27 protein-coding genes and 1 riboswitch are annotated in these 24,152 nt (G+C 38.7%); of the genes, 23 read left to right on the top strand and 4 right to left on the bottom strand.

The window, feature by feature from the left end; translation table 11 throughout:
- The first annotated feature begins 31 nt into the window (after positions 1 to 31).
- Complete coding sequence (locus LZP85_RS17870; RefSeq protein WP_035319819.1) at positions 32 to 751, top strand: YebC/PmpR family DNA-binding transcriptional regulator; 720 nt, start codon at positions 32 to 34, stop codon at positions 749 to 751.
- Positions 752 to 788: 37 nt separating this feature from the next.
- Here LZP85_RS17870 and LZP85_RS17865 read toward each other — a convergent pair whose 3' ends face one another.
- From LZP85_RS17865 to LZP85_RS17855, 3 genes are all read right to left on the bottom strand, one after another.
- On the bottom strand, positions 789 to 1,991 hold the full coding sequence (locus LZP85_RS17865; protein WP_119543965.1) for an MFS transporter: 1,203 nt from the start codon (positions 1,989 to 1,991) through the stop codon (positions 789 to 791).
- Positions 1,992 to 2,135: 144 nt separating this feature from the next.
- Positions 2,136 to 2,315, bottom strand: coding sequence for a YozQ family protein (locus tag LZP85_RS17860; protein WP_025907485.1), 180 nt, complete (start codon positions 2,313 to 2,315; stop codon positions 2,136 to 2,138).
- 108 nt (positions 2,316 to 2,423) lie between these two features.
- A complete protein-coding gene (locus LZP85_RS17855; RefSeq protein ID WP_119543964.1) occupies positions 2,424 to 3,398 on the bottom strand; it encodes an ABC transporter substrate-binding protein in 975 nt (324 codons plus the stop codon).
- A gap of 183 nt (positions 3,399 to 3,581) precedes the next feature.
- Here LZP85_RS17855 and LZP85_RS17850 point away from each other — a divergent pair, with 183 nt between their 5' ends.
- The 6 genes from LZP85_RS17850 (at position 3,582) to LZP85_RS17825 (ending at position 8,738) form a co-directional block, all read left to right on the top strand.
- On the top strand, positions 3,582 to 4,583 hold the full coding sequence (locus LZP85_RS17850; protein ID WP_234561829.1) for a FecCD family ABC transporter permease: 1,002 nt from the start codon (positions 3,582 to 3,584) through the stop codon (positions 4,581 to 4,583).
- Positions 4,580 to 5,629 (top strand): FecCD family ABC transporter permease, encoded by a 1,050-nt coding sequence (locus tag LZP85_RS17845; protein WP_234561827.1) that lies wholly within the window; start codon positions 4,580 to 4,582, stop codon positions 5,627 to 5,629. The genes LZP85_RS17850 and LZP85_RS17845 overlap by 4 nt, the downstream gene beginning before the upstream one ends.
- A gap of 32 nt (positions 5,630 to 5,661) precedes the next feature.
- Positions 5,662 to 6,486 carry an ABC transporter ATP-binding protein gene (locus tag LZP85_RS17840; RefSeq protein ID WP_119543962.1) on the top strand — a complete coding sequence of 275 codons (825 nt, stop codon included), beginning with the start codon at positions 5,662 to 5,664 and terminating at the stop codon, positions 6,484 to 6,486.
- Positions 6,479 to 7,216 (top strand): IucA/IucC family C-terminal-domain containing protein, encoded by a 738-nt coding sequence (locus tag LZP85_RS17835; protein WP_119543968.1) that lies wholly within the window; start codon positions 6,479 to 6,481, stop codon positions 7,214 to 7,216. Before LZP85_RS17840 ends, LZP85_RS17835 begins: the two co-directional genes overlap by 8 nt.
- Positions 7,209 to 7,457 carry a DUF2573 family protein gene (locus LZP85_RS17830; RefSeq protein WP_025909449.1) on the top strand — a complete coding sequence of 83 codons (249 nt, stop codon included), beginning with the start codon at positions 7,209 to 7,211 and terminating at the stop codon, positions 7,455 to 7,457. The genes LZP85_RS17835 and LZP85_RS17830 overlap by 8 nt, the downstream gene beginning before the upstream one ends.
- A 363-nt stretch (positions 7,458 to 7,820) precedes the next feature.
- On the top strand, positions 7,821 to 8,738 hold the full coding sequence (locus LZP85_RS17825; RefSeq protein WP_076512330.1) for a proline dehydrogenase family protein: 918 nt from the start codon (positions 7,821 to 7,823) through the stop codon (positions 8,736 to 8,738).
- Between the two features lie 51 nt (positions 8,739 to 8,789).
- On the opposite strand, the gene LZP85_RS17820 is transcribed toward LZP85_RS17825, so the two are convergent.
- Positions 8,790 to 8,939 carry a YuzL family protein gene (locus tag LZP85_RS17820; RefSeq protein ID WP_076512331.1) on the bottom strand — a complete coding sequence of 50 codons (150 nt, stop codon included), beginning with the start codon at positions 8,937 to 8,939 and terminating at the stop codon, positions 8,790 to 8,792.
- A 181-nt stretch (positions 8,940 to 9,120) separates the two neighbouring features.
- Between LZP85_RS17820 and LZP85_RS17815 the strand changes: the two genes are divergently transcribed.
- The 16 genes from LZP85_RS17815 (at position 9,121) to sufU (ending at position 24,133) form a co-directional block, all read left to right on the top strand.
- Positions 9,121 to 11,505 (top strand): 3-hydroxyacyl-CoA dehydrogenase/enoyl-CoA hydratase family protein, encoded by a 2,385-nt coding sequence (locus LZP85_RS17815; RefSeq protein WP_234561825.1) that lies wholly within the window; start codon positions 9,121 to 9,123, stop codon positions 11,503 to 11,505.
- Positions 11,506 to 11,517: 12 nt separating this feature from the next.
- Positions 11,518 to 12,696: an acetyl-CoA C-acetyltransferase gene (locus LZP85_RS17810; RefSeq protein WP_061785066.1), complete on the top strand. Its 1,179-nt coding sequence runs from the start codon at positions 11,518 to 11,520 to the stop codon at positions 12,694 to 12,696.
- A gap of 21 nt (positions 12,697 to 12,717) precedes the next feature.
- Complete coding sequence (locus tag LZP85_RS17805; protein ID WP_119543960.1) at positions 12,718 to 14,502, top strand: acyl-CoA dehydrogenase family protein; 1,785 nt, start codon at positions 12,718 to 12,720, stop codon at positions 14,500 to 14,502.
- Positions 14,503 to 14,657: 155 nt separating this feature from the next.
- Positions 14,658 to 15,014 carry an arsenate reductase family protein gene (locus LZP85_RS17800; protein ID WP_119543959.1) on the top strand — a complete coding sequence of 119 codons (357 nt, stop codon included), beginning with the start codon at positions 14,658 to 14,660 and terminating at the stop codon, positions 15,012 to 15,014.
- A gap of 113 nt (positions 15,015 to 15,127) precedes the next feature.
- Positions 15,128 to 15,511 (top strand): glycine cleavage system protein GcvH, encoded by a 384-nt coding sequence (gcvH, locus tag LZP85_RS17795; RefSeq protein WP_076512334.1) that lies wholly within the window; start codon positions 15,128 to 15,130, stop codon positions 15,509 to 15,511.
- 108 nt (positions 15,512 to 15,619) lie between these two features.
- Positions 15,620 to 15,862, top strand: a complete 243-nt coding sequence (locus LZP85_RS17790) for a YusG family protein (protein ID WP_119543958.1) — start codon at positions 15,620 to 15,622, stop codon at positions 15,860 to 15,862.
- 230 nt (positions 15,863 to 16,092) lie between these two features.
- Positions 16,093 to 16,443, top strand: coding sequence for a toprim domain-containing protein (locus tag LZP85_RS17785; RefSeq protein ID WP_025909441.1), 351 nt, complete (start codon positions 16,093 to 16,095; stop codon positions 16,441 to 16,443).
- Between the two features lie 13 nt (positions 16,444 to 16,456).
- Positions 16,457 to 16,756, top strand: a complete 300-nt coding sequence (locus tag LZP85_RS17780; RefSeq protein WP_061785062.1) for a thioredoxin family protein — start codon at positions 16,457 to 16,459, stop codon at positions 16,754 to 16,756.
- Positions 16,757 to 16,900: 144 nt separating this feature from the next.
- Positions 16,901 to 17,007: riboswitch (SAM riboswitch) on the top strand.
- A 110-nt stretch (positions 17,008 to 17,117) separates the two neighbouring features.
- Positions 17,118 to 18,146 (top strand): methionine ABC transporter ATP-binding protein, encoded by a 1,029-nt coding sequence (locus tag LZP85_RS17775; protein ID WP_025909439.1) that lies wholly within the window; start codon positions 17,118 to 17,120, stop codon positions 18,144 to 18,146.
- Entirely contained in the window at positions 18,136 to 18,804 is a 669-nt protein-coding gene (locus tag LZP85_RS17770) for a methionine ABC transporter permease (RefSeq protein WP_025909438.1), read from the top strand. Before LZP85_RS17775 ends, LZP85_RS17770 begins: the two co-directional genes overlap by 11 nt.
- A 16-nt stretch (positions 18,805 to 18,820) precedes the next feature.
- Positions 18,821 to 19,663 carry a MetQ/NlpA family ABC transporter substrate-binding protein gene (locus tag LZP85_RS17765; RefSeq protein WP_119543957.1) on the top strand — a complete coding sequence of 281 codons (843 nt, stop codon included), beginning with the start codon at positions 18,821 to 18,823 and terminating at the stop codon, positions 19,661 to 19,663.
- 124 nt (positions 19,664 to 19,787) lie between these two features.
- On the top strand, positions 19,788 to 20,153 hold the full coding sequence (locus tag LZP85_RS17760; RefSeq protein ID WP_119543956.1) for a carboxymuconolactone decarboxylase family protein: 366 nt from the start codon (positions 19,788 to 19,790) through the stop codon (positions 20,151 to 20,153).
- Positions 20,154 to 20,378: 225 nt separating this feature from the next.
- Positions 20,379 to 21,164 carry a Fe-S cluster assembly ATPase SufC gene (gene sufC / locus LZP85_RS17755; RefSeq protein ID WP_025909435.1) on the top strand — a complete coding sequence of 262 codons (786 nt, stop codon included), beginning with the start codon at positions 20,379 to 20,381 and terminating at the stop codon, positions 21,162 to 21,164.
- A gap of 17 nt (positions 21,165 to 21,181) precedes the next feature.
- A complete protein-coding gene (sufD, locus tag LZP85_RS17750; RefSeq protein ID WP_025909434.1) occupies positions 21,182 to 22,489 on the top strand; it encodes a Fe-S cluster assembly protein SufD in 1,308 nt (435 codons plus the stop codon).
- Entirely contained in the window at positions 22,489 to 23,709 is a 1,221-nt protein-coding gene (locus LZP85_RS17745; protein WP_025909433.1) for a cysteine desulfurase, read from the top strand. The genes sufD and LZP85_RS17745 overlap by 1 nt, the downstream gene beginning before the upstream one ends.
- Complete coding sequence (gene sufU / locus LZP85_RS17740; protein ID WP_061785058.1) at positions 23,699 to 24,133, top strand: Fe-S cluster assembly sulfur transfer protein SufU; 435 nt, start codon at positions 23,699 to 23,701, stop codon at positions 24,131 to 24,133. Before LZP85_RS17745 ends, sufU begins: the two co-directional genes overlap by 11 nt.
- Positions 24,134 to 24,152 lie beyond the last annotated feature (19 nt).

The following is a 24,152-nucleotide window of genomic DNA, read 5'->3' as shown; positions in this document are numbered from 1 at the left end:
TTAGATATACATTCGAAAGAGAGTGAAAAATATGGGTCGTAAGTGGAATAATATCAAAGAAAAGAAAGCGTCAAAAGATGCTCAAACAAGTCGAATTTATGCTAAATTTGGCCGTGAAATTTATGTAGTAGCAAAACAAGGTGAGCCGGATCCAGAAGCAAACCAAGCGCTAAAAGTTGTTTTAGAGCGAGCGAAAACGTATAACGTACCAAAAGCTATCATTGACCGTGCAATTGAAAAAGCAAAAGGTGGCGGAGAAGAAAGTTATGACGAGCTTCGTTATGAAGGCTTTGGTCCAAATGGTTCAATGGTTATTGTTGATGCGTTAACAAACAATGTAAACCGCACAGCTTCAGACGTTCGCGCTGCTTTTGGTAAAAACGGCGGTAATATGGGCGTTAGTGGATCTGTTTCTTATATGTTTGATGCAACTGCTGTTATTGGACTGGAAGGCAAATCATCAGACGAAGTTCTTGAAATTTTAATGGAAGCAGACGTTGACGCTCGCGATATTTTAGAAGAAGAAGATGCAGTGATTGTTTACGCTGAGCCAGATCAGTTCCACGCTGTACAAGCTGCTTTTAAAGAAGCTGGTATTACGGAATTTACGGTGGCAGAAATTGTGATGCTAGCTCAGAGCGATGTGACGTTACCTGAGGATGCAAAAGCTCAGTTTGAAAAAATGATTGATGCACTTGAAGACTTAGACGATGTTCAACAGGTCTACCATAACGTTGATCTAAGTGAATAATTTAAAAAAGACGTTCCCATGTGGAACGCCTTTTTTATTAAGCTAATTCTTTTTGTTTTGTTTCAGATCCTAAGAAAATAACCGATGCCACACCAATTAAGATAGCTCCTGCGAAAATAGTAAATATAACGGTCAGAGAAGCGCCTTCAGTTGTTAAATAACCAATAAGCAGTGGGCCTAAAATTCCTCCAATTCTGCCAAAGGAAGCAGCCATTCCTGCACCAGTACCGCGAATAACTGTCGGATATTGCTCCGGTGTATACGCATATAAAGCTCCCCAAGCACCTAAGTTAAAGAACGACAAAAGCATTCCTGATGCTAGCAGTAAGCCGAGAGACTCTGCAGTTCCGAAGAAATATGCGCTTGCAGCCGTTCCAATGAGATAGGTGATTAGTACAAATTTTCGTCCCATTCGTTCAATGAACCAAGCGGCCGTATAATAGCCCGGCAGTTGTGCAAGAGTCATAATGAGTACGTATTCAAAGCTTTTAATTAAGCTGAATCCTTTTATAACCATCACGCTTGGTAACCATAAGAACATACCGTAGTAGGAGAATACAACGCAAAACCAAAGAATCCATAACATGATTGTTGGTTTACGATAGTCTTTGCTCCATACATGCTTAATATTATCTAAAACGGATGGCTTATGTTCTGCAATTGACTGTGTAAACTTCGGTGAATCTGGAAGTTTGATACGCAAATAAAGTGCGTAAAAAGCAGGTAAAGCGGTAATTAATAATGCGATTTGCCACCCGAAGTTTGGGATAACAAAGTATGAAATAAGTGCGGCAGCTAACCAGCCATATGCCCAAAAGCTTTCCAGCAATACAATGATTTTCCCTCGTCTTTCGGGAGCTACGGTCTCTGATACAAGTGTTGAAGCAACAGGAAGCTCTCCGCCTAGTCCCATTCCGATAATAAATCGTAAAATTAAAAACATCCATAAAGTTGTCGATAAAGCAGACAATCCGCTCGCAATTGAAAAGAGTAATAGCGTAATAATGAACACCCATTTTCGACCGATTCGATCCGCAAGCAATCCAAAAACAAGAGCTCCAACAGCCATGCCGATGGAGTTCACACTACCAATCCAGCTCATTTCATTAGGTGTAAGGTTCCATTCTGTATGTAGAGCTGCAATAATAAACGAAAGAATGCCTACGTCCATTGCATCGAATAACCAACCGAGTCCGGCGATGTTTAATAGCTGACGTTCAGACAAATTGTTCTTACTCATAGGGTCCTCCTCTAACAGATGTCTTTACATTAGTCTTAAACAGTTTACAACTGTCTTTACATTTTGTCACTAGTAATTTTGAGTTTGGCAAAAGTGAGAGGGTAGAGAATGGAAAAAAAGACGCTAGTAAGCGTCTTTGTAGCATTAGCGATTTGTGTCTTCAATCGTACCTTCTTGGTAAGTGTCGCTCATTTGTTCATGCGTTTCAGAAAGGCCTTGTGATACTTCATCTGAATTTTTGTAGTCTGCAGCTTTAAATTGACGTCCTGCTAAATCATTTGTATTGACGGGTTTAATTTGTTTTTGGTTTTCATTTTTATTCATATTGTATCTTCCTTTCCTTAGTGAAATAAACTTCTTCCTCAGTTTGTGTGAGTAGGGAAAGATATATACAAAAAAAAGACAGCCTTTCTGTAAAGGCTGTCCTGTTGTTTATTTTTCAGATAAAAATACTTTTTCAATATCATCTAGCATGATATTCGCAGCTAATACACCACCAGCAGTATTCCAAATTGCATCTTCTACAGGATACACGCTATCTGTTTTTGATACGTTCAAGTTTTTAAACAATGGATCGTTTGTCCACTCTTCAGCTACCTTTGTAGCTTCTCCATCACCAGTTTCGTATGAGAAGTAGAATAATTTATCTCCATCCATCGCTGGAATACGCTCTTTTGTTGCGTTCATTTCAGCTAAGTCGTTCTGCTGTTGTGATTCAGGACGAGCAAAGCCAAGTTGATCTAGAATTACACCAGAAAATGAATCTTTATGATAAATACGTACATCGCCAGCTGTAAAGCGTACAACTGAAATTTCTTCTTTCTTTTGGTCTCCAAGCTTCTCTTTTAAATCAGCCACTCGGTTATCAAAGTCAGCTAATACTTTTTTACCTTCATCTTCTTTATTTACTGCTTTTGAGTAAAGCTTGAAGTTTTCTTTCCAGTCGCCTCTTAGTTCTTCAGCAAAAACAGTTGGTGCGATTTGGCTTAATTGATCATACACTTTTTCTTGACGCATTTTGTTACCAATAATTAAGTCTGGCTTTAAAGATGCAATCGTTTCAAGACTAGGTTCGCTTTCAGTACCTACGCTTTTAACACCTTCCATTTGGTCTTTAATATGGTCATACCAAGGATTTCCTAACCAAGACTCTACTGCTCCGACTGGCTTAACACCCATAGCTAATAGTGCTTCCGTACCTTCATTTGTTAAAATAACAACACGTTTTGGCGTTCCGTCAATTTTTGTTTCACCCATTGCGTGTTTAATTGTATAAGACTGATCTTTTGCTGCGCTGTCGCTGTTTTCTGTTTCACCTTCAGATGATGAATTACCGCAAGCTGCTAAGAAAACAAGAACCATTACAGCCATCAGTGAGAATAAATATTTCACTTTAGACGCTTTCATTTAATGAACCCCCTATGTATGATTGATAATGATTTTCAATTACAACTATGATAATATTGCAAAAATTAAAGGCTGTCAATAAAAAGTTGAAAATGATTCTCAAAGTCATTGACACTCATTTTAATGTTCCCTAAACTAAAAGAAAGTAATAGTTAAATAGGCTACCTTAGAGGAGCAATGAAGATGATTTTGCAAAATAGAAAAATGAGAGTAACTGGTTTAATTTTAAGTATAATCTTTCTACTAATTTGTATTGGTTTAAGCATTGTCTTAGGCTATACAGATACAAGCATAAAAACAGCTATAAATGCGTTCCAGTCGTTCGATGGTTCAAACGAACATTTAGTTATACAAAATGTTCGATTACCACGTGCTCTAATAGGTGCTGTTGTAGGTGCTTGTCTTGGGATTGCAGGCGCAATGATGCAAGCGTTAACGAAAAATCCGCTTGCTTCCCCTGATATTCTTGGTGTGAATGCTGGAGCAGGTTTTTTTATCGTGGTTGCCATCATGATTTTTTCAGTAAACTCTCTGCAAGCCTTTACGTGGATTGCATTTGTTGGAGCGGCTTTAACCGTAGTAGCAGTGTATTTGTTAGGCTCGATTGGTAAAGAAGGACTAACGCCTATAAAAATGACGCTTGCTGGAGCAGCAATTGCTGCGTTTTTTTCTTCTTTAACACAAGGTTTACTCGTATTGGATGAAACAGCACTCGATCAAGTACTGTATTGGCTAGCAGGTTCAGTACAAGGGCGTAAACTAGAAGTGTTGTATGGCGTACTACCTTATATTGCTGTCGCAATTATCGTGTCATTTATTATGGCAGGGAAAATAAATATTTTAAATATGGGTGAAGATGTGGCGAGAAGTTTAGGGCAGCGAACCATTGCTGTCAAACTAACAGCAGGTATACTCATTGCCATCTTGGCAGGAGGAGCCGTTGCCATTGCAGGCCCTATTAGCTTTGTAGGTATTATCATTCCTCATATCGTAAGAGCGTTTGTGGGCCACGACTATCGTTGGATTTTCCCTTATAGCGCAGTAGCAGGGGGGATTTTGCTGTTAATTGCAGATATTGCAGCTCGCTATGTTATTATGCCGGAAGAGATTCCTGTTGGCGTTATGACTGCTTTTATTGGAACCCCATTCTTTATTTATTTAGCAAGAAAGGGCGCTAAAGCATGAAGAAATATCAACCGATTCGTTTGAAAAATCTCTCTTTTTTACTAAATATAAAAGCTACAATTATTATTTCAGTTTGTACATTGTTACTTTTTGCACTCTTTGTATTAAGTGCTGGTATGGGTGAATTGTTCATTGGTCCATTTAAAATTATCGGAATTTTATTTGGGCAGGGCCTTGAGTTTGAAAAATTAGTGGTCACGTCATTTCGGTTACCTCGTATTCTTGTCGCTATTTGTGCAGGCATTTGCTTAGCGGCAGCAGGAGCCATTCTTCAAGGTCTTGTTCGTAATCCTTTGGCATCACCAGACTTAATTGGTTTAACGGGAGGAGCTTCTGTTGGAGTCGTTTTATTTTTAGCATTATTTAGCGACGAGAAAAACTCCCTAACAGTTAGCATTCAATGGCTGCCGCTTAGCGCATTTTTAGGCGCTTTAATTGTAGCAATCTTGCTTTATATTTTCGCTTGGCGAAACGGAGTATCACCGATTACCTTAGTACTGATTGGCATCGGCTTAACCGCTTTGACCAAGGCAATGACAACCTTATTTATGATTATGGGTCCAATTTATCAAGCGAGCCAAGTGAATATTTGGATTACTGGTAGCGTATATGGATCAAACTGGACAAATGTATATACGATTGCGCCAATTACTGTTATTTTAATCATTATTGCATTGGTTATGGTTCATAACCTGAATATTCAAGAGCTGGGTGAAGAAGTTGCTATTAATGTGGGAAGTCATGTTCAAAAAAACCGCTTAATGCTGCTTGTAATGAGTACGGCACTAACGGGTACCGCCGTCGCGTTTGCTGGAGGTATTAGCTTTGTTGGGCTATTAGCACCTCATATTGCTCGCCGCCTCGTTGGCTCGTCGTTTGGAGTATTGCTTCCATTATCGGCACTGATTGGTGCAATTTTAATTGTGGCTGCAGATTTAGTAGGAAGAACGTTCTTTTTACCGCTTGAAATACCAGCAGGTGTTTTCACAGCAGCAATTGGAGCACCATATTTTATCTACTTGTTATATAAGCAGCGTAACGTCTAAACTTAATCTTTTCAAAAAAAGGAGTGAAAGTCATGCATTCATTAGAAACAAAGTCGTTAAGCTTGTCGTATGGAGAAACAATGATTATCAATGAATTAGATTTGAAGATTCCTAAAGGGGAGATTACGGTTTTTATCGGAAGTAACGGCTGTGGGAAGTCAACGCTGTTACGCTCACTTGCTCGGCTTTTAAAGCCGCAAACAGGTTCGGTTCTGTTAGAAGGATCTAAAATATCATCTTTGCCAACAAAAGAAATTGCTAAGCAATTAGCTATCCTACCCCAAGGACCGGTAGCACCTGAGGGTCTTACTGTTTTACAGCTTGTGAAGCAGGGGCGTTACCCTTATCAAAATTGGTTTCGCCAATGGTCGAAAGAAGACGAAGAAAAGGTTCAAAAAGCGCTAGAATCGACAGGGCTAAGTGATTTAGCTGATCGTCAGGTAGACTCTTTATCTGGAGGGCAAAGGCAGCGTGCTTGGATTGCTATGACTCTTGCTCAAGATACGGATATTATCTTACTTGACGAACCAACAACGTATTTGGATATGACTCATCAAATTGAAATCCTTGATTTGCTGTTTGAACTAAATGAAAAAGAACAGCGAACAATCGTAATGGTTTTACATGATTTAAATTTAGCATGTCGTTATGCTCACCATATTGTAGCACTTCAGGACAAACAAATTTATGCGCAGGGAAAACCTGAAGAAGTGATTACGTGTCAGCTGGTTCGTAATGTGTTTAATATGAATTGTGAAGTAACAGTTGACCCGCTTTTTGGGACACCGCTTTGTATTCCGCACGGCAGAGGAAGATGTGTGGTTCAAAAGGTTGGAGCTGGACTCCAGCATGCTTAATAAAAAAGAACAGCAAGCGTTAGCAGAGAAGTTTAGAGCTACTTTTATACAAACGTCAGCCTATGAGATGAAGATAGCAGATCTTGCTGATGAGCGGAAGATGGAGAATGCTCTCTCTTTTATTCAAGACAAGATAGAAGCGCCCAACTTAAGAGTGGTCGCTTCTATTTTTGCAAAAAGATTAGGGTTTGTAGCAGCGGGCTGCTTATATGCCTTTTCAGTATGTCAAAAAAGAGTCGACGTGCAGCGCCTTTCTTTACAAGCAGAGTGTGAAGATGATGGGTTATGGTTACCTCAAGTCTATTACCCGGAACAAGCCATTACTCAAGTTGACGTAGCGAATCGAAACGAAGAACGAAAAGAAATAGTGACTGAACTCTTGTCTGAAGGATTTGAGTCAATCTGGAATCCACTTAATCAATATACAGGTATTTCAAAAAGGGTGCTGTGGGAAAACATTGCCGTGTACCTACTTTGGCTATATGACCAATTAAAAGAAGATAATAACGTCAATCAGCTTCAGTTAGAAGATGACTTTACTTATCTTTTCTATGAAGCAGCGGGTAATCAGTTTGGTCAATATGAAGTCAACCCTTTAAGGTGCTATACAAGAGCAAAAAGTCGTCAAACGTGCTGTCTATCCTATCAGCTGGCTGGAAAGAAGAAGTATTGTAAAAGCTGTCCCATTTTATGTCGAGCACAAGACAAGGAGGCGTCAATTTATGGATAAAGAATTTAACGAGAAGTTTGATGCACTTCTAGAAAAATATACGGAGCTCATGGTGGGAGAAACAAATCCAGATTTAAAGGATAAGATTGAGAAGTGGGCTTTGTATACATATATTTCAAAGTCAATGCCACCGTTAATTAAGCATTGGAATCATCAATATCCTGAGGCTAAGCAAGAGATGGTCGAACTAATTAAAGAAATAAAAAGCTTAAACGAAGAGCTTCGTGAAAGCAAAAGCTAAAAGAGGCTGGGACATAAGTAATTCAGTCAATGATAAACCTAAACGATTGAGAGTTCCTCATTTTTAATCGTTTAGGTTTTTTGTTGATTGTGAAAACAATGTTGGAAACAGAGTGGAATGGAGCGTTCTTCTTTTGGGAAATTTGTTTTGTTATGTCCCATCCTCTTTTTGTCTAAATAAATTGCAGAACCGGACAAAAATAGGGTACATATACTAGTAAAGAAAAGACGACAAGTTGCTAGTTGAATGTATCTCTATTTTCAAAAAAATGTTAAAGTGTATAATAACTGCTATATTAAATGGCTCGGTGAAGGATGGAAGCTTTAATATAAGCTCAGAAGATAAAAAATCGGGGGAAATGCTATGGAACAAACGATGCGCAACTTTTTTTTATTTTTATCTCAAAATAAAATGTTAACAAAGTTAGCGAAGCATTATGGCTTACGCTTTGGAGCCGCGCGTTTTGTAGCAGGTGAGACAATTGACGGAGCAGTAGACGTAGTGCGTGAACTAAATGACCAAGGGCTGGATGTTACAATTGATCACCTGGGTGAATTTGTTACAACGGAAGAAGAGGCTGGTTATATGACGGAACATTGTATCCAAGCAATTCGACGCATTCACCAAGAGAAGCTTAGCTCTCAGCTTTCATTAAAGTTAACGTCAATGGGCTTAGATATTTCCACAGAGTTAGTGATGAAAAACATGGAATACATCTTGAAGGAAGCAAAACAATATAATGTATTCATTACAATTGATATGGAAGATTACCAGCGCTGCGGAAAGACCATTAATATTTTTAAAGAACTTAAAAAGCGCTACGATAATGTTGGTACGGTGCTTCAAGCATACTTATATCGAACAGAGCAGGATATTAAAACCCTGAGTGGATACGCTCCAAACCTAAGACTAGTAAAAGGAGCATATAAGGAATCAGCGGCCGTTGCCTTTCCAGATAAAATTGATGTAGATGATAGCTTTAAGAATCTCATTAAATTACACTTGCTTAATGGTCACTATACAGCAATTGCAACGCATGATGATCAAATTATTGAGTATACAAAGAAGTTAGCAGTCATTCATGATATTCCGCGTGATCAATTTGAGTTTCAAATGTTGTTTGGTATTCGACCCGAGCGTCAAAAGCAGTTAAGGAAAGAAGGATATACGATGCGTGTATATGTACCGTACGGGAAGGATTGGTACGGATATTTTATGAGAAGGCTAGCTGAGCGTCCAGCGAATGTAGCTTTTATTTTAAAGGGCATTGTGAAAAAATAATATTCATGAAAAAAATCGAACAAGACGATACCTCCTTGTTCGATCTATAGCTTAATTATCCTGCATATTTTGTTTTCCATATTGTTGATTTTGAGATGTTTTTTTACCGTGATTATGCACTTCTTGTGTTGGGCCAGCATTTCCTTTAACGCTAGCTGCGCTTACACCTGCTGATGAAGGATCTTTTTTTAAGCGTGACATGGTATCACCTCCTGGGTTTAATATAACCAAAGAAATAAAAAATAGTTGTAAATAATGATGTTCGTATATTGCGAAAATTTAAAAAATGTTTTATAGTAATATCAGAGATTAAAAGTAGCTCTCTTTTTTTTAATTATAAAATGAATGACTATTCATTCAATGTATAGAGGGGGATGTAAGAATGAGCTTTAAAATTAAGAAGGCAGCTGTAATTGGCTCAGGGGTAATGGGATCTGGCATTGCAGCACACTTAGCAAACGTGGGAATCGAAACCTTGCTATTGGATATTGTGCCCAGTGAATTAAATGCGGAAGAAACTAAAAGTGGACTGACGCTAGAAAGTCCACAGGTACGTAATCGAATGAGCTTAACGGCATTAAAAAATTTAGCTAAGCAGAAGCCTGCTCCTTTAATGGCCAAATCACGAGTGGCTTTCATTCAGGCAGGAAATTTAGAAGATGACCTTGAAAAGCTGAGCGATTGTGACTGGATCATTGAAGTGGTGGTTGAACGATTAGATGTAAAACAACAGCTCTTTGAAAAAGTTGATGCGGTAAGGAAGCCAGGAACTATTATAAGTTCAAACACTTCAGGTATTTCAATTGAAGCAATGGCAAGCGGTCGATCTGATGATTTTAAAACGCACTTCTTAGGAACACATTTCTTTAATCCACCGCGTTATTTAAAGTTATTAGAAGTTATTCCTACTGAAGATACAAAAGAAGAAGTTGTTCAATATATAAAGGATTTTGGTGAAAACATTCTTGGAAAAGGCGTTGTCCTTGCAAAAGATACGCCTAATTTTATTGCAAATCGAATTGGAACCTATGGTTTGCTGGTAACAGTTCAAGAAATGCTTAAAGGTGGCTATAGCGTTGGTGAAGTTGACTCCATTACGGGACCACTCATTGGAAGACCTAAAAGCGCTACATTCCGAACGCTTGACGTTGTAGGACTTGATACGTTTATTCATGTGGCTAATAACGTCTACGATAAAGTGGATGGAAAAGAAAAAGAGGTTTTTAACATTCCTGCATTTATGAAAATAATGCAGCAAAACGGCTGGCTGGGAAGTAAGTCTGGTCAAGGATTCTTCTTGAAAAAAGGCAAAGAAATTCTAGAGTTAAATCCAGATACTTTACAGTATGAAGAGCGTAAAAAACTTAGAACAGCGTCTGTTGAATTAAGTAAACAAACAAAAGGATTCTCCAATAAAATGAAAGCGCTTCTATATTCGGATGACCGTGCTGGGTCCTTCTTATGGAAAATCATTAGCCCAGTCTTACTTTATTCAGCCCAGTTAAAAGATGAAATTGCAGATGATATTGTGGCTATTGATCAAGCGATGAAGTGGGGATTTGGCTGGGATTATGGTCCATTTGAAACATGGGATGCAATTGGATTCACCTCTGCGATTGAAAAAATGGAGACCGAAGGGTTAGAAATACCTGACTGGATCAAGGAAATGAAGGAAAGCGGATTTTCTGCATTTTATAAAGAGCTAGATGGACAGAAAATTTATTATGATCGAAACGAATATAAACCAGTTGTGGAAAACAAAAAAATTGTCCATCTATCAGCATTAAAAGCGCAAGATAAAGTCATTAAAAAGAATAGTGGTGCGAGTTTAATTGATTTAGGAGATGATGTGGCGTGCTTGCAGTTCACATCACCAAACAATGCTATTGGTCTAGATATTATTCAGCTGCTAAATGAATCATTAGAGGAAGTGAATCGGAATTACAGAGGTCTAGTGATTGGAAATCAAGGTAAAAACTTCTGCGTGGGTGCGAATCTAGCCATGATTTTAATGGAAGCTCAAGACGATAATTTCTTTGAAATTGAATTTGTTATTCGTCAGTTCCAACAGGCGATGATGAAAGTAAAATATAATGAAAAACCTGTCGTTGCAGCACCGTTTGCGATGACGCTTGGCGGAGGAACAGAGATTTGTTTACCAACTGCTAAAGTTCAGGCATCTGCTGAAACATATATGGGGTTAGTTGAAGTCGGAGTTGGCTTAATTCCAGGTGGAGGTGGAAACAAAGAGCTTTACTTAAAGCAGTTAAAAGGTCTTCCAAATGATGTGACCTTAGATTTGCAGCAAATTGCAAATAAAACGTTTGAAACGATTGCCACAGCTAAAGTCTCTAGTTCTGCTCTTCATGCAAGAGAGCTAAATTTCTTAAATCACCAAGATGGCATCACCTCAAACCAAGACCATTTGCTTCATGAAGCAAAGCAGTCTGTTCTGTCATTATCTCAGGCCGGTTATAAGCCACCGATTCGTGAAAAAGTGCCGGTCGTTGGTGAAACGGGATATGCAACTTTATTGTTAGGAGCTCAATCAATGAAGTATTCAGGCTTCATTTCTGATCATGATTATGAAATTGCGAAGAAATTAGCGTTTGTTATTGCTGGCGGACGCGTACCTTATGGAACAAAAGTAGACGAAGATTATTTACTAGATTTAGAGAGAGAAGCATTCTTGAGCTTAGTGGGAGAGATGAAGTCTCAACAACGTATGCAACATATGCTAGTAAAAGGGAAACCATTGCGTAACTAAGGGGGAGAAGGAATGAGAGAAGCGGTAATTGTAGCTGGTGCTAGAACACCGGTTGGAAAAGCGAAAAAAGGGACGCTTGCTACGGTTCGTCCTGATGATTTAGGTGCAATTACGGTAAAGGAAACGCTGAGAAGAGCAGGAGGCTATGAAGGACCAATTGACGATTTAATTATTGGCTGTGCCATGCCAGAAGCCGAACAAGGCTTGAACATGGCTCGTAATATCGGAGCGTTAGCGGGACTTCCATATACGGTTCCAGCGATTACAATTAATCGTTATTGCTCTTCAGGGTTACAGAGTATTGCCTATGGAGCAGAGCGCATTATGTTAGGGCAGGCCAAGACGGTATTGGCTGGAGGAGCCGAGTCTATGAGCATGGTTCCGATGTTTGGAAATGTGGCTCGCCCGAATGTACAGCTGGTAGAAAATGCACCTGAATATTACATGGGAATGGGGCATACAGCTGAGCAAGTTGCGCTGAAATATGGCATTTCACGTGAAGACCAAGATGCATTTGCTGTAAGAAGTCATCAAAAAGCAGCTAAAGCTCTTCAAGAAGGCAAGTTTAAAGATGAAATTGTACCTGTTGAAGTGACGATGAGAAGGTTAAATAGTCAAAATAAAATGGAAGAAAATAAGGTTGTTTTTTCACAAGATGAAGGAGTGCGTGAAGGGACAACAGCAGCAATTTTAAGCAAGTTACGACCTGCATTTTCTATGACGGGTTCGGTAACGGCAGGGAATTCATCGCAAACAAGTGATGGAGCTGCTACCGTAATGCTAATGGATCGTGAACAAGCAGATGCAGAAGGTTTGCGTCCGCTAGCAAAGTTTCGTTCGTTTGCAGTTGGTGGCGTTCCACCAGAAGTGATGGGGATTGGTCCAATAGCAGCTATTCCAAAAGCATTAAAGCTAGCGGGACTTGAACTTTCAGATATTGGACTATTTGAGTTAAACGAGGCCTTTGCATCTCAAGCGTTAGGGGTTATTCGTGAATTGAACATTGATGAAGATCGTGTGAATGTTAACGGTGGAGCAATTGCTCTGGGCCATCCACTTGGCTGCACCGGTACAAAATTAACGCTCAGTTTATTGCATGAAATGAAGAGAAGAAATGAACAATTTGGCGTTGTAACGATGTGTATTGGTGGCGGGATGGGCGCTGCTGGTGTATTTGAATTATTAGCTTAATGAAATAAGGGGGATATGGAGATGGCAAACCAAACGGAACAAACAATTAAAGGTGGTAGCTTTTTAATTAACGATCTTTCAGCAGAGCGAGTATATACACCAGAGGATTTCACAAGCGAACATAAAATGATTGCCAAAACAACGGATGAATACGTTGAGAACGAAGTAATACCGCAAGTAGAATTTTTAGAAAAGCATGAGTTTGATCGCTCAGTAAAGCTATTAAAGCAAGCCGGTGACCTTGGATTACTAGGAGCTGATGTTCCAGAAGAGTATGGAGGTCTTGGGTTAGATAAGGTTGCATCGGCATTAATTGCTGAAAAAATGTCGCGTGCAGGCGGATTTTCTATCACACACGGTGCACATGTTGGAATCGGTTCTCTTCCGATTGTGTTGTTCGGAACAGAGGAGCAAAAGCAAAAGTATCTACCAGATTTAGCAACTGGAGGTAAGATTGCCGCGTATGCGTTAACAGAGCCAGGATCAGGTTCAGATGCATTAGGAGCGAAAACGGTCGCTCGTCTAAATGCAGAAGGTACTCACTACGTGTTAAATGGTGAAAAACAATGGATTACAAACGCTGGTTTTGCTGATGTATTTGTTGTGTATGCGAAAATAGATGGAGAGCAGTTCTCAGCGTTTATCGTTGAACGTGACTATGCGGGTGTATCTGTTGGTCCTGAAGAAAAGAAAATGGGTATTAAGAGTTCTTCAACGCGTACCCTTATTTTAGAAGATGCACATGTACCAAAAGAAAACGTACTTGGACAAATTGGAAAAGGTCATATCATCGCGTTTAATATCTTAAATATCGGTCGCTATAAGCTAGGTGTAGGCGCAGTAGGAGCTGGTAAGCGTGCGATGGAATTAACTTCTGAATACGTGAATCAACGCCAACAGTTTAAGACACCGATTGCAAAATTTTCGTTAACACAAGAAAAGATTGCAACCATGGCATCGAAATTATATGCTTCTGAAAGCTCTGTTTATCGTACGGTTGGTCTCTTTGAAGACAGAATGGGTCAGCTATCGGAAGAGCAACAAAAAGATGGAAAAGAAATTGCTGCCTCAATTGCAGAGTATGCCATTGAGTGTTCGTTAAATAAAGTATTTGCAACGGAAGTGCTAGATTATTTGGTAGACGAGGGAGTTCAGCTTCATGGTGGCTATGGCTTTATGAGCGAATATGAAATTGAGCGCTTGTACCGTGATTCTCGAATCAACCGTATTTTTGAAGGAACAAATGAAATCAATCGTTTATTGGTGCCAGGAACGTACTTACGCAAAGCCTTAAAAGGTGAGCTTCCATTGTTACAAAAAGCTCAGTCACTACAGGAAGAGCTTATGATGCTAATGCCTGAAGAAGCTGGAGAAGGCGCATTAGATCAATCTAAACTATTAGTTCGTAATGGTAAAAAAATTGCGCTATTACTACTTGGTCTAGCAGCTCAAAAGTATGGTAAAAAACTTGAGGGTGAACAAGAGGTGTTAGTTAATATTTCTGACATGATCAGCAACGTATATGCAATGGAATCTGCTGTATTACGTACGGAAAAAGCAATTTTGAAAAATGGAGAAGAAAAAAATCAGCTTAAAGTCAACTATACAAAAGTATTCTGCCAAGAAGCATTTAATAAAATTGAAGCGGATGCAAAAGAAACGCTTATTGCTGTAGAAGAAGGAGATACGCTACGTATGATGCTCTCGTCATTACGAAAGCTAACTCGTCACACGCCGGTCAACGTTATTGTTGTTAAGCGAGAAATTGCAAAGGTTGTATTGGAAGAAGAGCGCTTTATTGTGTAATTTTAAAGTATGTAATAGAGAAGAGAGCTGTGTAAAGGGAAAGTATGAGTATGCTCCTTTACACAGCTTTTCTTTGTTTAACTGCAAACTAAAATAGGTAAATTAAATTTGGATGTGTTAAAATACGAAAAAGCGAAGAAAAAGGAGGCGAAATAATGAGCGTATTATTCTATTCATATCCTAAATGTGGTACATGTCGAAAAGCAAAACAATGGCTAGATCAAAATGGTGTGGCGTATGAAGAAATTCATATTATCGAAAATCCACCAACGAAAGAGCAGCTAACGAGCTATTATCAAAATAGTGGCTTGCCGCTAAAGAAATTCTTTAATACAAGCGGAAAGAAGTATCGTGAGCTAGGTCTGAAAGACAAAGTTGCAACAGCAAGTAATGAGGAATTACTTGAAATCCTTTCATCTGACGGGATGTTAATCAAGCGCCCGTTATTAACTGACGGTGATAAAGTAACGGTAGGATTTAAAGAAGAAGAATTTGACACAACGTGGAAATAAATTTAAAATTCCGTGCGGATTCAAATAGAAAAAACCTGTTGTTTACGTTACACTGATAAGAGGTAGTCGTTGCTATTCATTAGCGGCATACATAATTTATTGGAGGGATTAAGATGAGTACACCAAAAGAGTTGCGTTATTCAGAAGAGCATGAGTGGGTAAAAAGCGAAGGAGAAGTTTTCCGGGTAGGAATTACACACTTTGCACAATCTGAACTTGGTGACATTGTATTTGTTGAGCTTCCAGAAGTTGGCGATAAAGTTGAAGCAGACGAGCCGTTTGGTAGCGTAGAATCTGTGAAAACAGTATCAGAGCTATATGCACCAATTAGCGGTGAGGTTGTAGAAGTAAACGAAGAATTAAGCGATAATCCTGAGTTTGTAAACGAGTCTCCATATGAAAAAGCATGGATGGTTGTAATTAAGCCTGCTGATTCGGCAGATGTTGAGAAGCTTATGACAGCTGAACAATACGATGAAATGATTAACGAAGGTTAATTGACTTCATCTTAAGACATTTCACTTGGTATATCCATAATTTGTCTTCATGGACCTATAACAAAAAGGGCACTCTATTTAGTAAACAAGCTAAAGGGGTGTCTTTTTATGTTCGAACGTAAAAAAATTGACATAACGGATCGAATTACAGCAAAATTTCATGAAAATGGTATGCAATTGTATGTAGATAAACAATCAATTGGCCATGTGAATTATGGTGCAACGGGTAATCAATATAATTTAGAGTCAGGTTACACGCAAGAAAATAACAAGATTTATCAGTATGCTGACGTCCAGGCTGGAGCTACACAAAAGTATACGGACTGCGATTCAGAAGAGGGTTGGTGCTAAATTTAGCATGAAACCTCTGAGTGCGAGACTGATGGCGCCAACCACATAAGGTTTGGCGCCATCAGTCTAAGATGACCGAAAATAGTCTATTTTTTCAATAAAAACAATTCATATATGTTCTTTTTACAGCAAAATCTTTTAAAAAACAGGGGAACTGTGTTACATTAACGAATATTGTATAGCATAAAGGAATAACGTTACTATACAACTGATAATTATAGGTGATGACGATGCGTTTAATAGAAATTGAAAAAGTAATTATTGTAGAAGGTAAGTCTGACAAAAAGCGAATCGAAAGTATTATTAATGAACCGATTGAGATTATTTGTACAAATGGAACCATCAGCTTGTCAAAGCTAGATGAGATTATCGATTCCACGTATGATAAAGATGTGTATATCTTGGTTGACTCAGATGATTCCGGCAATAAATTACGGAAACAGTTTAAAAAAGAACTTCCGGAAGCGGAGCACCTTTATATCGATAAAATGTATCGTGAGGTAGCGGCGGCCCCAAGAAATCATATTGCTACGGTACTTTTAAGTGCTAATATAGATGTTAACGCAGAATTTTTAATATAGAAGGATGAGTAACATGGAAGAGTGGACAGAGGAACAGCTAGACGAAAAGCTAAATAAAGACGAGCGTACGGTTATTTTTTTCCATACACCCCTTTGTGGAACGTGCCAACTAGCTAAAAAAATGTTAACAGTAGTAGAAGCGATTATTCCAGACTTAACAATCGGAATGAGTAATTTAAACTATATGCCTGCTAAAGCGTCTTTGCTTGAAATTGAAAGTGTTCCATGCCTAATTGAATATGGAAATGGCGAAGTGAAGCAGAAGCTGTATGCTTTTCACTCTGTTGAATACGTAATGGAACGTCTTAGTTAAACAAACATTTGTTTAAGAGTGTGCATGGGATTATTATCCTATGCGCATTTTTTGTTGACACCCTTTCTGACACATGCTAGAATCACAAACATAAATGAATGAATATTTGATGAAAACAAAATAATTTCAATAATTTGTCGTTAACTCTTATCAAGAGAGGTGGAGGGACTGTGCCCTATGAAACCCGGCAACCGTCAGACTAACTGAAATGGTGCCAATTCCTGCAAAGCATAAGCTTTGAAAGATGAGAGAAAGGATTTTATCAAAAACCTTTCTGCTCACGTGTAGAAAGGTTTTTTTATTTTCTAAAAGCAAGGACACACTAAGCAGACAGAGCAAGTCAACAAAGAAGGTGAAGAAGATGATTACGTTACAAGATGTAACGAAAATATATGATGCTAAAAGTGGGAAAGTCACGGCCGTTGATCAGGTTAATTTATCAGTGGCAAAAGGCGAAATCTTCGGCATCATTGGATACAGTGGAGCAGGGAAAAGCTCTCTTATTCGCTTATTAAATGGTTTAGAAACACCTACTTCTGGAACAGTAGAAGTAGCAGGAAATCAAATTGGGAAAATTAAAGGTGCTAAGCTTAGACAAGCTCGCCAAGAAATTAGCATGATTTTTCAGCATTTTAATTTACTTTGGTCTCGTACCGTGCAGGAAAACATTGCGTTTCCACTTGAAATTGCCGGTGTTCCAAAAAACAAACGAGCAGAACGTGTAAACGAGCTCATTAAACTAGTTGGATTAGAAGGTAGAGAAAATGCCTACCCATCTCAGCTGAGTGGCGGGCAAAAACAGCGTGTAGGAATCGCAAGAGCGTTAGCTAATAACCCAAAAGTCTTATTATGTGACGAAGCAACATCGGCACTTGATCCACAAACAACAGATTCGATCTTGGATTTGCTAGTTGATATTAATGAAAAGCTAGGTTTAACGATTGTCTTAATCACGCATGAAATGCACGTAATCCGTAAAATTTGTCATCGCGTAGCTGTGATGGAAAATGGAAAAGTAGTCGAACAAGGAGAAGTACTTGAAGTATTCCGTAAACCACAGCAAAATATTACAAAGCGATTTGTACAGCAAATTTCAGAGCCAGAAGAAACGTTTGAGACAGTGGAGCAGGTGAAGGAACTTTATCCAAGCGGTCGAATTGTTCAGCTCACATTTGTAGGTGGAAAAGCGGAGCAACCGCTCATTACGAGCATTTTAAAAGCATTTGATGTCACGATTAACATCTTACAAGGGAAAGTTTCTTATACACAAACGGGCTCTTATGGAACCTTATTTATTCATTTAGATGGTGAAGAAGCAGAGGTTAATAAAGTAATTGAGTACATCCGTGAACAACAGGTAGAAATTGAGGTGATGACGGATGCTAACTGAATTATTCCCAAACGTAACGTATGATAAATTTAGTGCAGCAACGATTGAAACACTTTATATGACAAGTATCTCAGTTGTTGCCACGTTTATATTAGGAATTGTGCTAGGCTTACTTCTATTTTTAACAGGCAAAGGTCAGCTTTGGGAAAACCGCTTCGTTAATATTATTATAGGAGCTTTTGTAAACATCTTTCGATCCATTCCATTTATCATCTTACTAATTTTGCTCATTCCGTTTACAAAAGCAATTGTGGGAACAATGCTAGGAGCAGAAGCAGCTTTGCCAGCTCTTATTGTTGGAGCCGCACCATTTTACGCGCGTATGGTTGAAATCGGCCTTCGCGAAATCGATAAAGGTGTGATTGAAGCAGCAAAATCCATGGGAGCGAAAACAAGCACAATTATCTTTAAAGTGCTGCTTCCAGAATCAATGCCTGCTTTAATTTCTGGTTTGACGGTTACAGCAATCGCACTCATTGGCTATACAGCAATGGCTGGAGCGGTTGGAGCTGGTGGTTTAGGAAACTTAGCATATTTAGAAGGCTTCCAGCGAAATAATAGTGATGTAACCCTTGTTGCGACAGTTTTAATTTTAGTGATTGTATTTATTATCCAGTTTATTGGTGATTTTATCACGTCTAAAATTGATAAACGATAAGAGGAGGAAATATATTATGAAAAAATGGGTTTCAACATTTGCTTTATCATCTGCTTTAGTTTTAGGTTTAGCTGCTTGTGGTTCATCTGGAGGCAGTGGGTCAGATTCATCAGAAGACGAAAAGAAAATTGTGGTGGGGGCGTCAAACATTCCTCACGCTGAAATTTTAGAAGAAGCAAAGCCATTGTTAGAGGAAAAAGGAATTGAGTTAGACATTAAACCATTCCAAGATTATATTTTACCTAACACAGCACTAGATGGAAAAGAAATTGATGCGAACTACTTCCAACATATTCCTTATCTAGATTCTGTATTAGAAGAAAACCCAAATTATGATTTTGTAAGTGCAGGAGCTATTCATATCGAGCCAATCGGTATCTACTCTAAAAAGTACAAGTCATTAAAAGACCTTCCGAAAAACGGTACGGTAATTATGCGTGATGCAGTAGCAGAACAAGGTCGTATTCTTTCAATTTTTGAAAAAGAAGGCGTAATTAAGTTAAAAGAAGGCGTTAAAAAGCAAGATGCAACGCTTGATGATATTGTAGAAAACCCTAAAAACTTAACGTTTAAAGCAGACGTTGAAGGTGGTTTATTACCTCAAGTGTATAACAACAATGAAGGCGATGCGGTTGTTATTAACGCAAACTATGCGTTAGATGCTGGTTTAGACCCTGTTAAAGATCCAATCGCTGTAGAATCAAAAGAAAACAATCCATATGCAAACATTATCACAGTTCGTAAAGGTGATGAAAACAAAGAAGAAGTAAAAGCGTTAGTAGAAGTACTTCACTCAAAAGAAATTCAAGACTTCATCGAAGAGAAGTATAAAGGCGCAGTGCTTCCTGTAAACGAATAAACAGATTAAAATCGACTAGGTTTAGGCCTGGTCGATTTTTTCTATTTTTATCGTTAAGTATAACTCCGATTTGTATCATCCATACTAATGATGAAAACTATGACGAATGGAGTTGGCAAGAGGGATGCAACAAGAAACAAATCATTCAACAGAGCAGGCACTTCATAATTATAAGGTAGGAATTGGAACATTCAGTGAAAAGCTTCCACGATTGACTGAAACGTTCAACACTTTCACAGAGGCTTGTTTTGAAGAAGGGTCTATTTCTAAAAAAGACAAGCAGCTGATTGCATTAGGAATTAGCGTTGTAGCTCAAGATGAATATTGCATGATTTATCATACAAAAGGTTGCTTAGATAACGGAGCAACTGAGCAAGAGATTTTAGAAGCTTGTGGCGTTTCGGCAGCATTTGGTGGCGGAGCAGCGATGAGTCAATCTGTCACGTTAGTGCAGGAATGCATGCAGGAATTAAAACGTCAAACACACTAAAATAAATGATAAGCAGACGTTGCTTTAAAGGTTGGTTACGCCTATGAAAGCAACGTTTTTTATACGGGTAAAATATGTATACATATAAGAGAAAAGCGTTTATCTCAAAAGGTTGCTATAAGTTTTCATTTGTTATAAGATTGTAATGAGAATAAAATGAGAATAATTAAAAAGATATAGGTATATCTGATTTTAGTATATACATCTATAACTGGAGGTTTTAGTATGGCAGGTTCAACTTTAATCATTAAAGATCTTCATGTTTCAATTGAAGGCAAAGAGATTTTAAAAGGTGTTAACTTAGAAGTTAAAGGCGGAGAGATTCATGCAATCATGGGTCCAAATGGTACAGGTAAATCCACTTTATCTTCAGCAATTATGGGGCACCCTAAATATGAAGTAACACAAGGTAGCATTACACTTGATGGTGAAGACGTACTTGAAATGGAAGTGGACGAGCGTGCGCGTGCAGGTCTATTCCTTGCAATGCAATACCCAAGTGAAATTAGCGGCGTAACAAATGCAGACTTCTTACGTTCATCAATTAATGCGCGTCGTGAAGAAGGCGATGAAATTTCACTAATGAAGTTTATCCGTCAACTAGATAAAAACATGGACTTCTTAGAAATGGATCAAGATATGGCACAACGTTATTTAAATGAAGGTTTCTCTGGTGGAGAGAAAAAGCGTAACGAAATCCTTCAACTAATGATGTTAAAACCTGCTATTGCAATCCTTGATGAGATTGATTCAGGTTTAGATATCGATGCGTTAAAAGTAGTATCAAAAGGAATCAACGAGCTACGTGGTAGCGATTTTGGTTGCTTAATGATTACTCACTACCAACGTCTATTAAACTACATTACACCAGACCATGTTCACGTTATGATGCAAGGTCGCGTTGTGAAATCAGGCGGTCCTGAATTAGCTCAGCGCTTAGAAGCAGAAGGCTATGACTGGATTAAGAAAGAATTAGGTATTGAAGACGAAACTGTAGGGCAAGAAGCATAAGCATTAGGAGGATTTCTATGACTATTGATACAAAATTACCATTTGATCAAGCGTACGTTCGCAGTTTTTCTGAAAAAGCTGCTGAGCCGAAATGGTTGTTAGATCTTCGTTTACAAGCTCTTGCGAAAGCAGAAGATCTTCCACTACCAAAACCAGATAAAACAAATATTACAAAGTGGAACTTTACAGATTTCTCAAAGCATGATGCTGAAGCAAAAGCAATTTCTTCAATTGACGAGCTTCCTGAGTCTGTAAGAGCACTTATTGATACAGAAGCGGTTAAAAACTTATACGTTCAGCGTGACCAAACAGCTGCATATGCAACGTTAACAGATGAGTTAAAAGAGCAAGGAGTTATCTTTACTGATATCCAAACAGCTGCAAAAGACCACGAAGAGCTTGTACAAAAGTACTTCATGAAAGACGGTGTAAAAGTGGATGAGCATCGCTTAACGGCTCTTCACGCTGCACTGCTTAACGGTGGCGTATTTGTTTACGTTCCAAAAAACGTTGAAGTAAAAGAACCACTTCAAGCTGTTTTCGTACGTGAAGATGAAGAAGCAGCACTTTTCAACCATGTTATTGTGGTTGCAGAAGATAATAGCTCTGTTACGTATGTAGAAAACTACATTGCTACTTCTGAAGAGTCAAACGGTGTAGTAAACGTTGTGACAGAAGTATTTGCAAATAACAATGCAAAAGTAACGTTCGGTGCGGTAGACTACCTTGCCAAAGGAACAACTAGCTACGTAAATCGCCGTGGTGTTGCTGGTAAAGACGGTCGCATCGAGTGGGCATTAGGCTTAATGAGTGAAGGAAACACAGTTTCTGAAAACATCACATACCTAATGGGCGATGGTTCATACGGTGATACGAAAACAGTTACAGTAGGTCGCGGTGAGCAAAAGCAAAACTTAACGACGAGTATTATTCACTTCGGTAAGCATTCTGAAGGTTACATCTTAAAACATGGTGTAATGAAAGATAGCGCGTCTTCAATCTTTAACGGAATTGGTAAAATTGAACACGGTGCATCTAAATCAAATGCAGAGCAAGAGTCTCGCGTATTAATGCTAAGCGAAAAAGCTCGTGGAGATGCTAACCCAATCTTATTAATTGATGAAGATGATGTAACGGCAGGACATGCGGCTTCTGTAGGTCGCGTAGATCCATTACAGCTTTATTATTTAATGAGCCGTGGTATTCCACAAGTTGAAGCTGAGCGCTTAGTTATTCATGGGTTCTTAGCTCCAGTTGTAAATGAGCTTCCGGTTGAAACGGTGAAAAAACAGTTAACGGAGTTAATTGAAAGGAAAGTTCGATAATGAACGTTTCTGATATTCGCAAACAGTTTCCGATTTTAGACCAAGAAGTAAATGGACACCCGCTTGTTTACTTAGATAGCGCTGCTACTTCTCAAAAGCCAATCCAAGTGATTGAAGCACTGAATAAGTACTACAGAGAATACAACTCAAACGTACACCGAGGTGTTCATACACTAGGTACAATGGCTACGGATGGCTATGAAGGTGCTCGTGAAAAAGTAAGAAAGTTCATTAATGCGAAATCAACAGAAGAAATTATCTTTACGCGTGGAACAACTACAGCGTTAAATATTGTTGCTGCTAGCTACGGACGTGCCAACTTGCAGCCTGGTGATGAAATTGTGATTACGTATATGGAGCATCACAGTAACATCATTCCATGGCAGCAAGTTGCAAAAGCAACAGGAGCAACATTAAAATATATTGATCTTACAGAAGATCATGCTCTTTCATTAGAAACGGTTAAAGAAACGATTACGCCAGATACAAAAATTGTTTCGGTTATGCACGTTTCTAACGTATTGGGCGCAATCAATCCGGTAAAAGAAATTGCGAAAATTGCTCACCAACACGGAGCAATCATGGTTGTAGATGGTGCACAAAGTACGCCTCATATGAAAGTTGACGTACAGGACTTAGACTGCGACTTCTTTGCGTTTTCTGGTCATAAAATGTGCGGCCCAACAGGTATTGGCGTACTGTATGGAAAAAAAGAATTATTAGAAAAGATGGAGCCGGTTGAATTTGGAGGCGAAATGATTGATTTCGTTAACCTATACGATTCAACGTGGAAAGAGCTTCCTTGGAAATTCGAAGGTGGAACGCCTATTATTGCAGGTGCAATTGGATTAGGTGCCGCTATTGATTTTCTAGAGGAAGTGGGCTTGGATAATATTCTTGCTCATGAGCATAAATTAGCAAATTACGCACTAGACCGTCTTTCAGAAGTAGAAGGCATTACCATCTACGGACCAAAAGAGCGTGCTGGCGTCGTGACGTTTAATCTTGATGATGTTCATCCGCATGACGTAGCGACTGTTCTTGATGCTGAGGGAGTTGCTGTACGCGCAGGGCATCATTGTGCACAGCCGTTAATGAAATATTTAAATGTATCTTCAACTGCACGTGCAAGTTTCTACTTGTATAATACAGAAGAAGAAATCGATCAATTAGTGTCATCACTAATTAAAACGAAGGAGTATTTCACAAATGTCTTTTAACAATTTAGATACTCTTTATCGTCAAGTGATTATGGATCATTATAAAAACCCTCGAAATCGTGGGTCTTTAGAAGAAGATACGGTTCAAATTCAAATGAATAATCCAACGTGTGGTGACCGTATTGAACTATCACTTAAAGTAGAAGATGGCAAAGTAACGGATGCAAAGTTTGAAGGAGAAGGCTGTTCAATCTCTATGTCATCTGCTTCAATGATGACACAGGCAATTAAAGGGCAAGAGATTGAAACAGCTCTTGAACTTGCGAACATCTTCTCAGATATGATGCAAGGAAAAGAGTATGATGATAGTATAGACTTAGGAGACATTGAAGCACTTCAAGGTGTTTCAAAGTTTCCAGCACGTATTAAATGTGCAACATTAGCGTGGAAAGCGATGGAAAAAGGCCTAAAAGAACAGAATTAAGTCCTGTTAGGCCTTTGTT

Source organism: Priestia flexa (assembly GCF_021441905.1).
Taxonomy (GTDB): domain Bacteria; phylum Bacillota; class Bacilli; order Bacillales; family Bacillaceae_H; genus Priestia; species Priestia flexa.
This window is presented reverse-complemented; position numbering and strand designations above follow the sequence as displayed.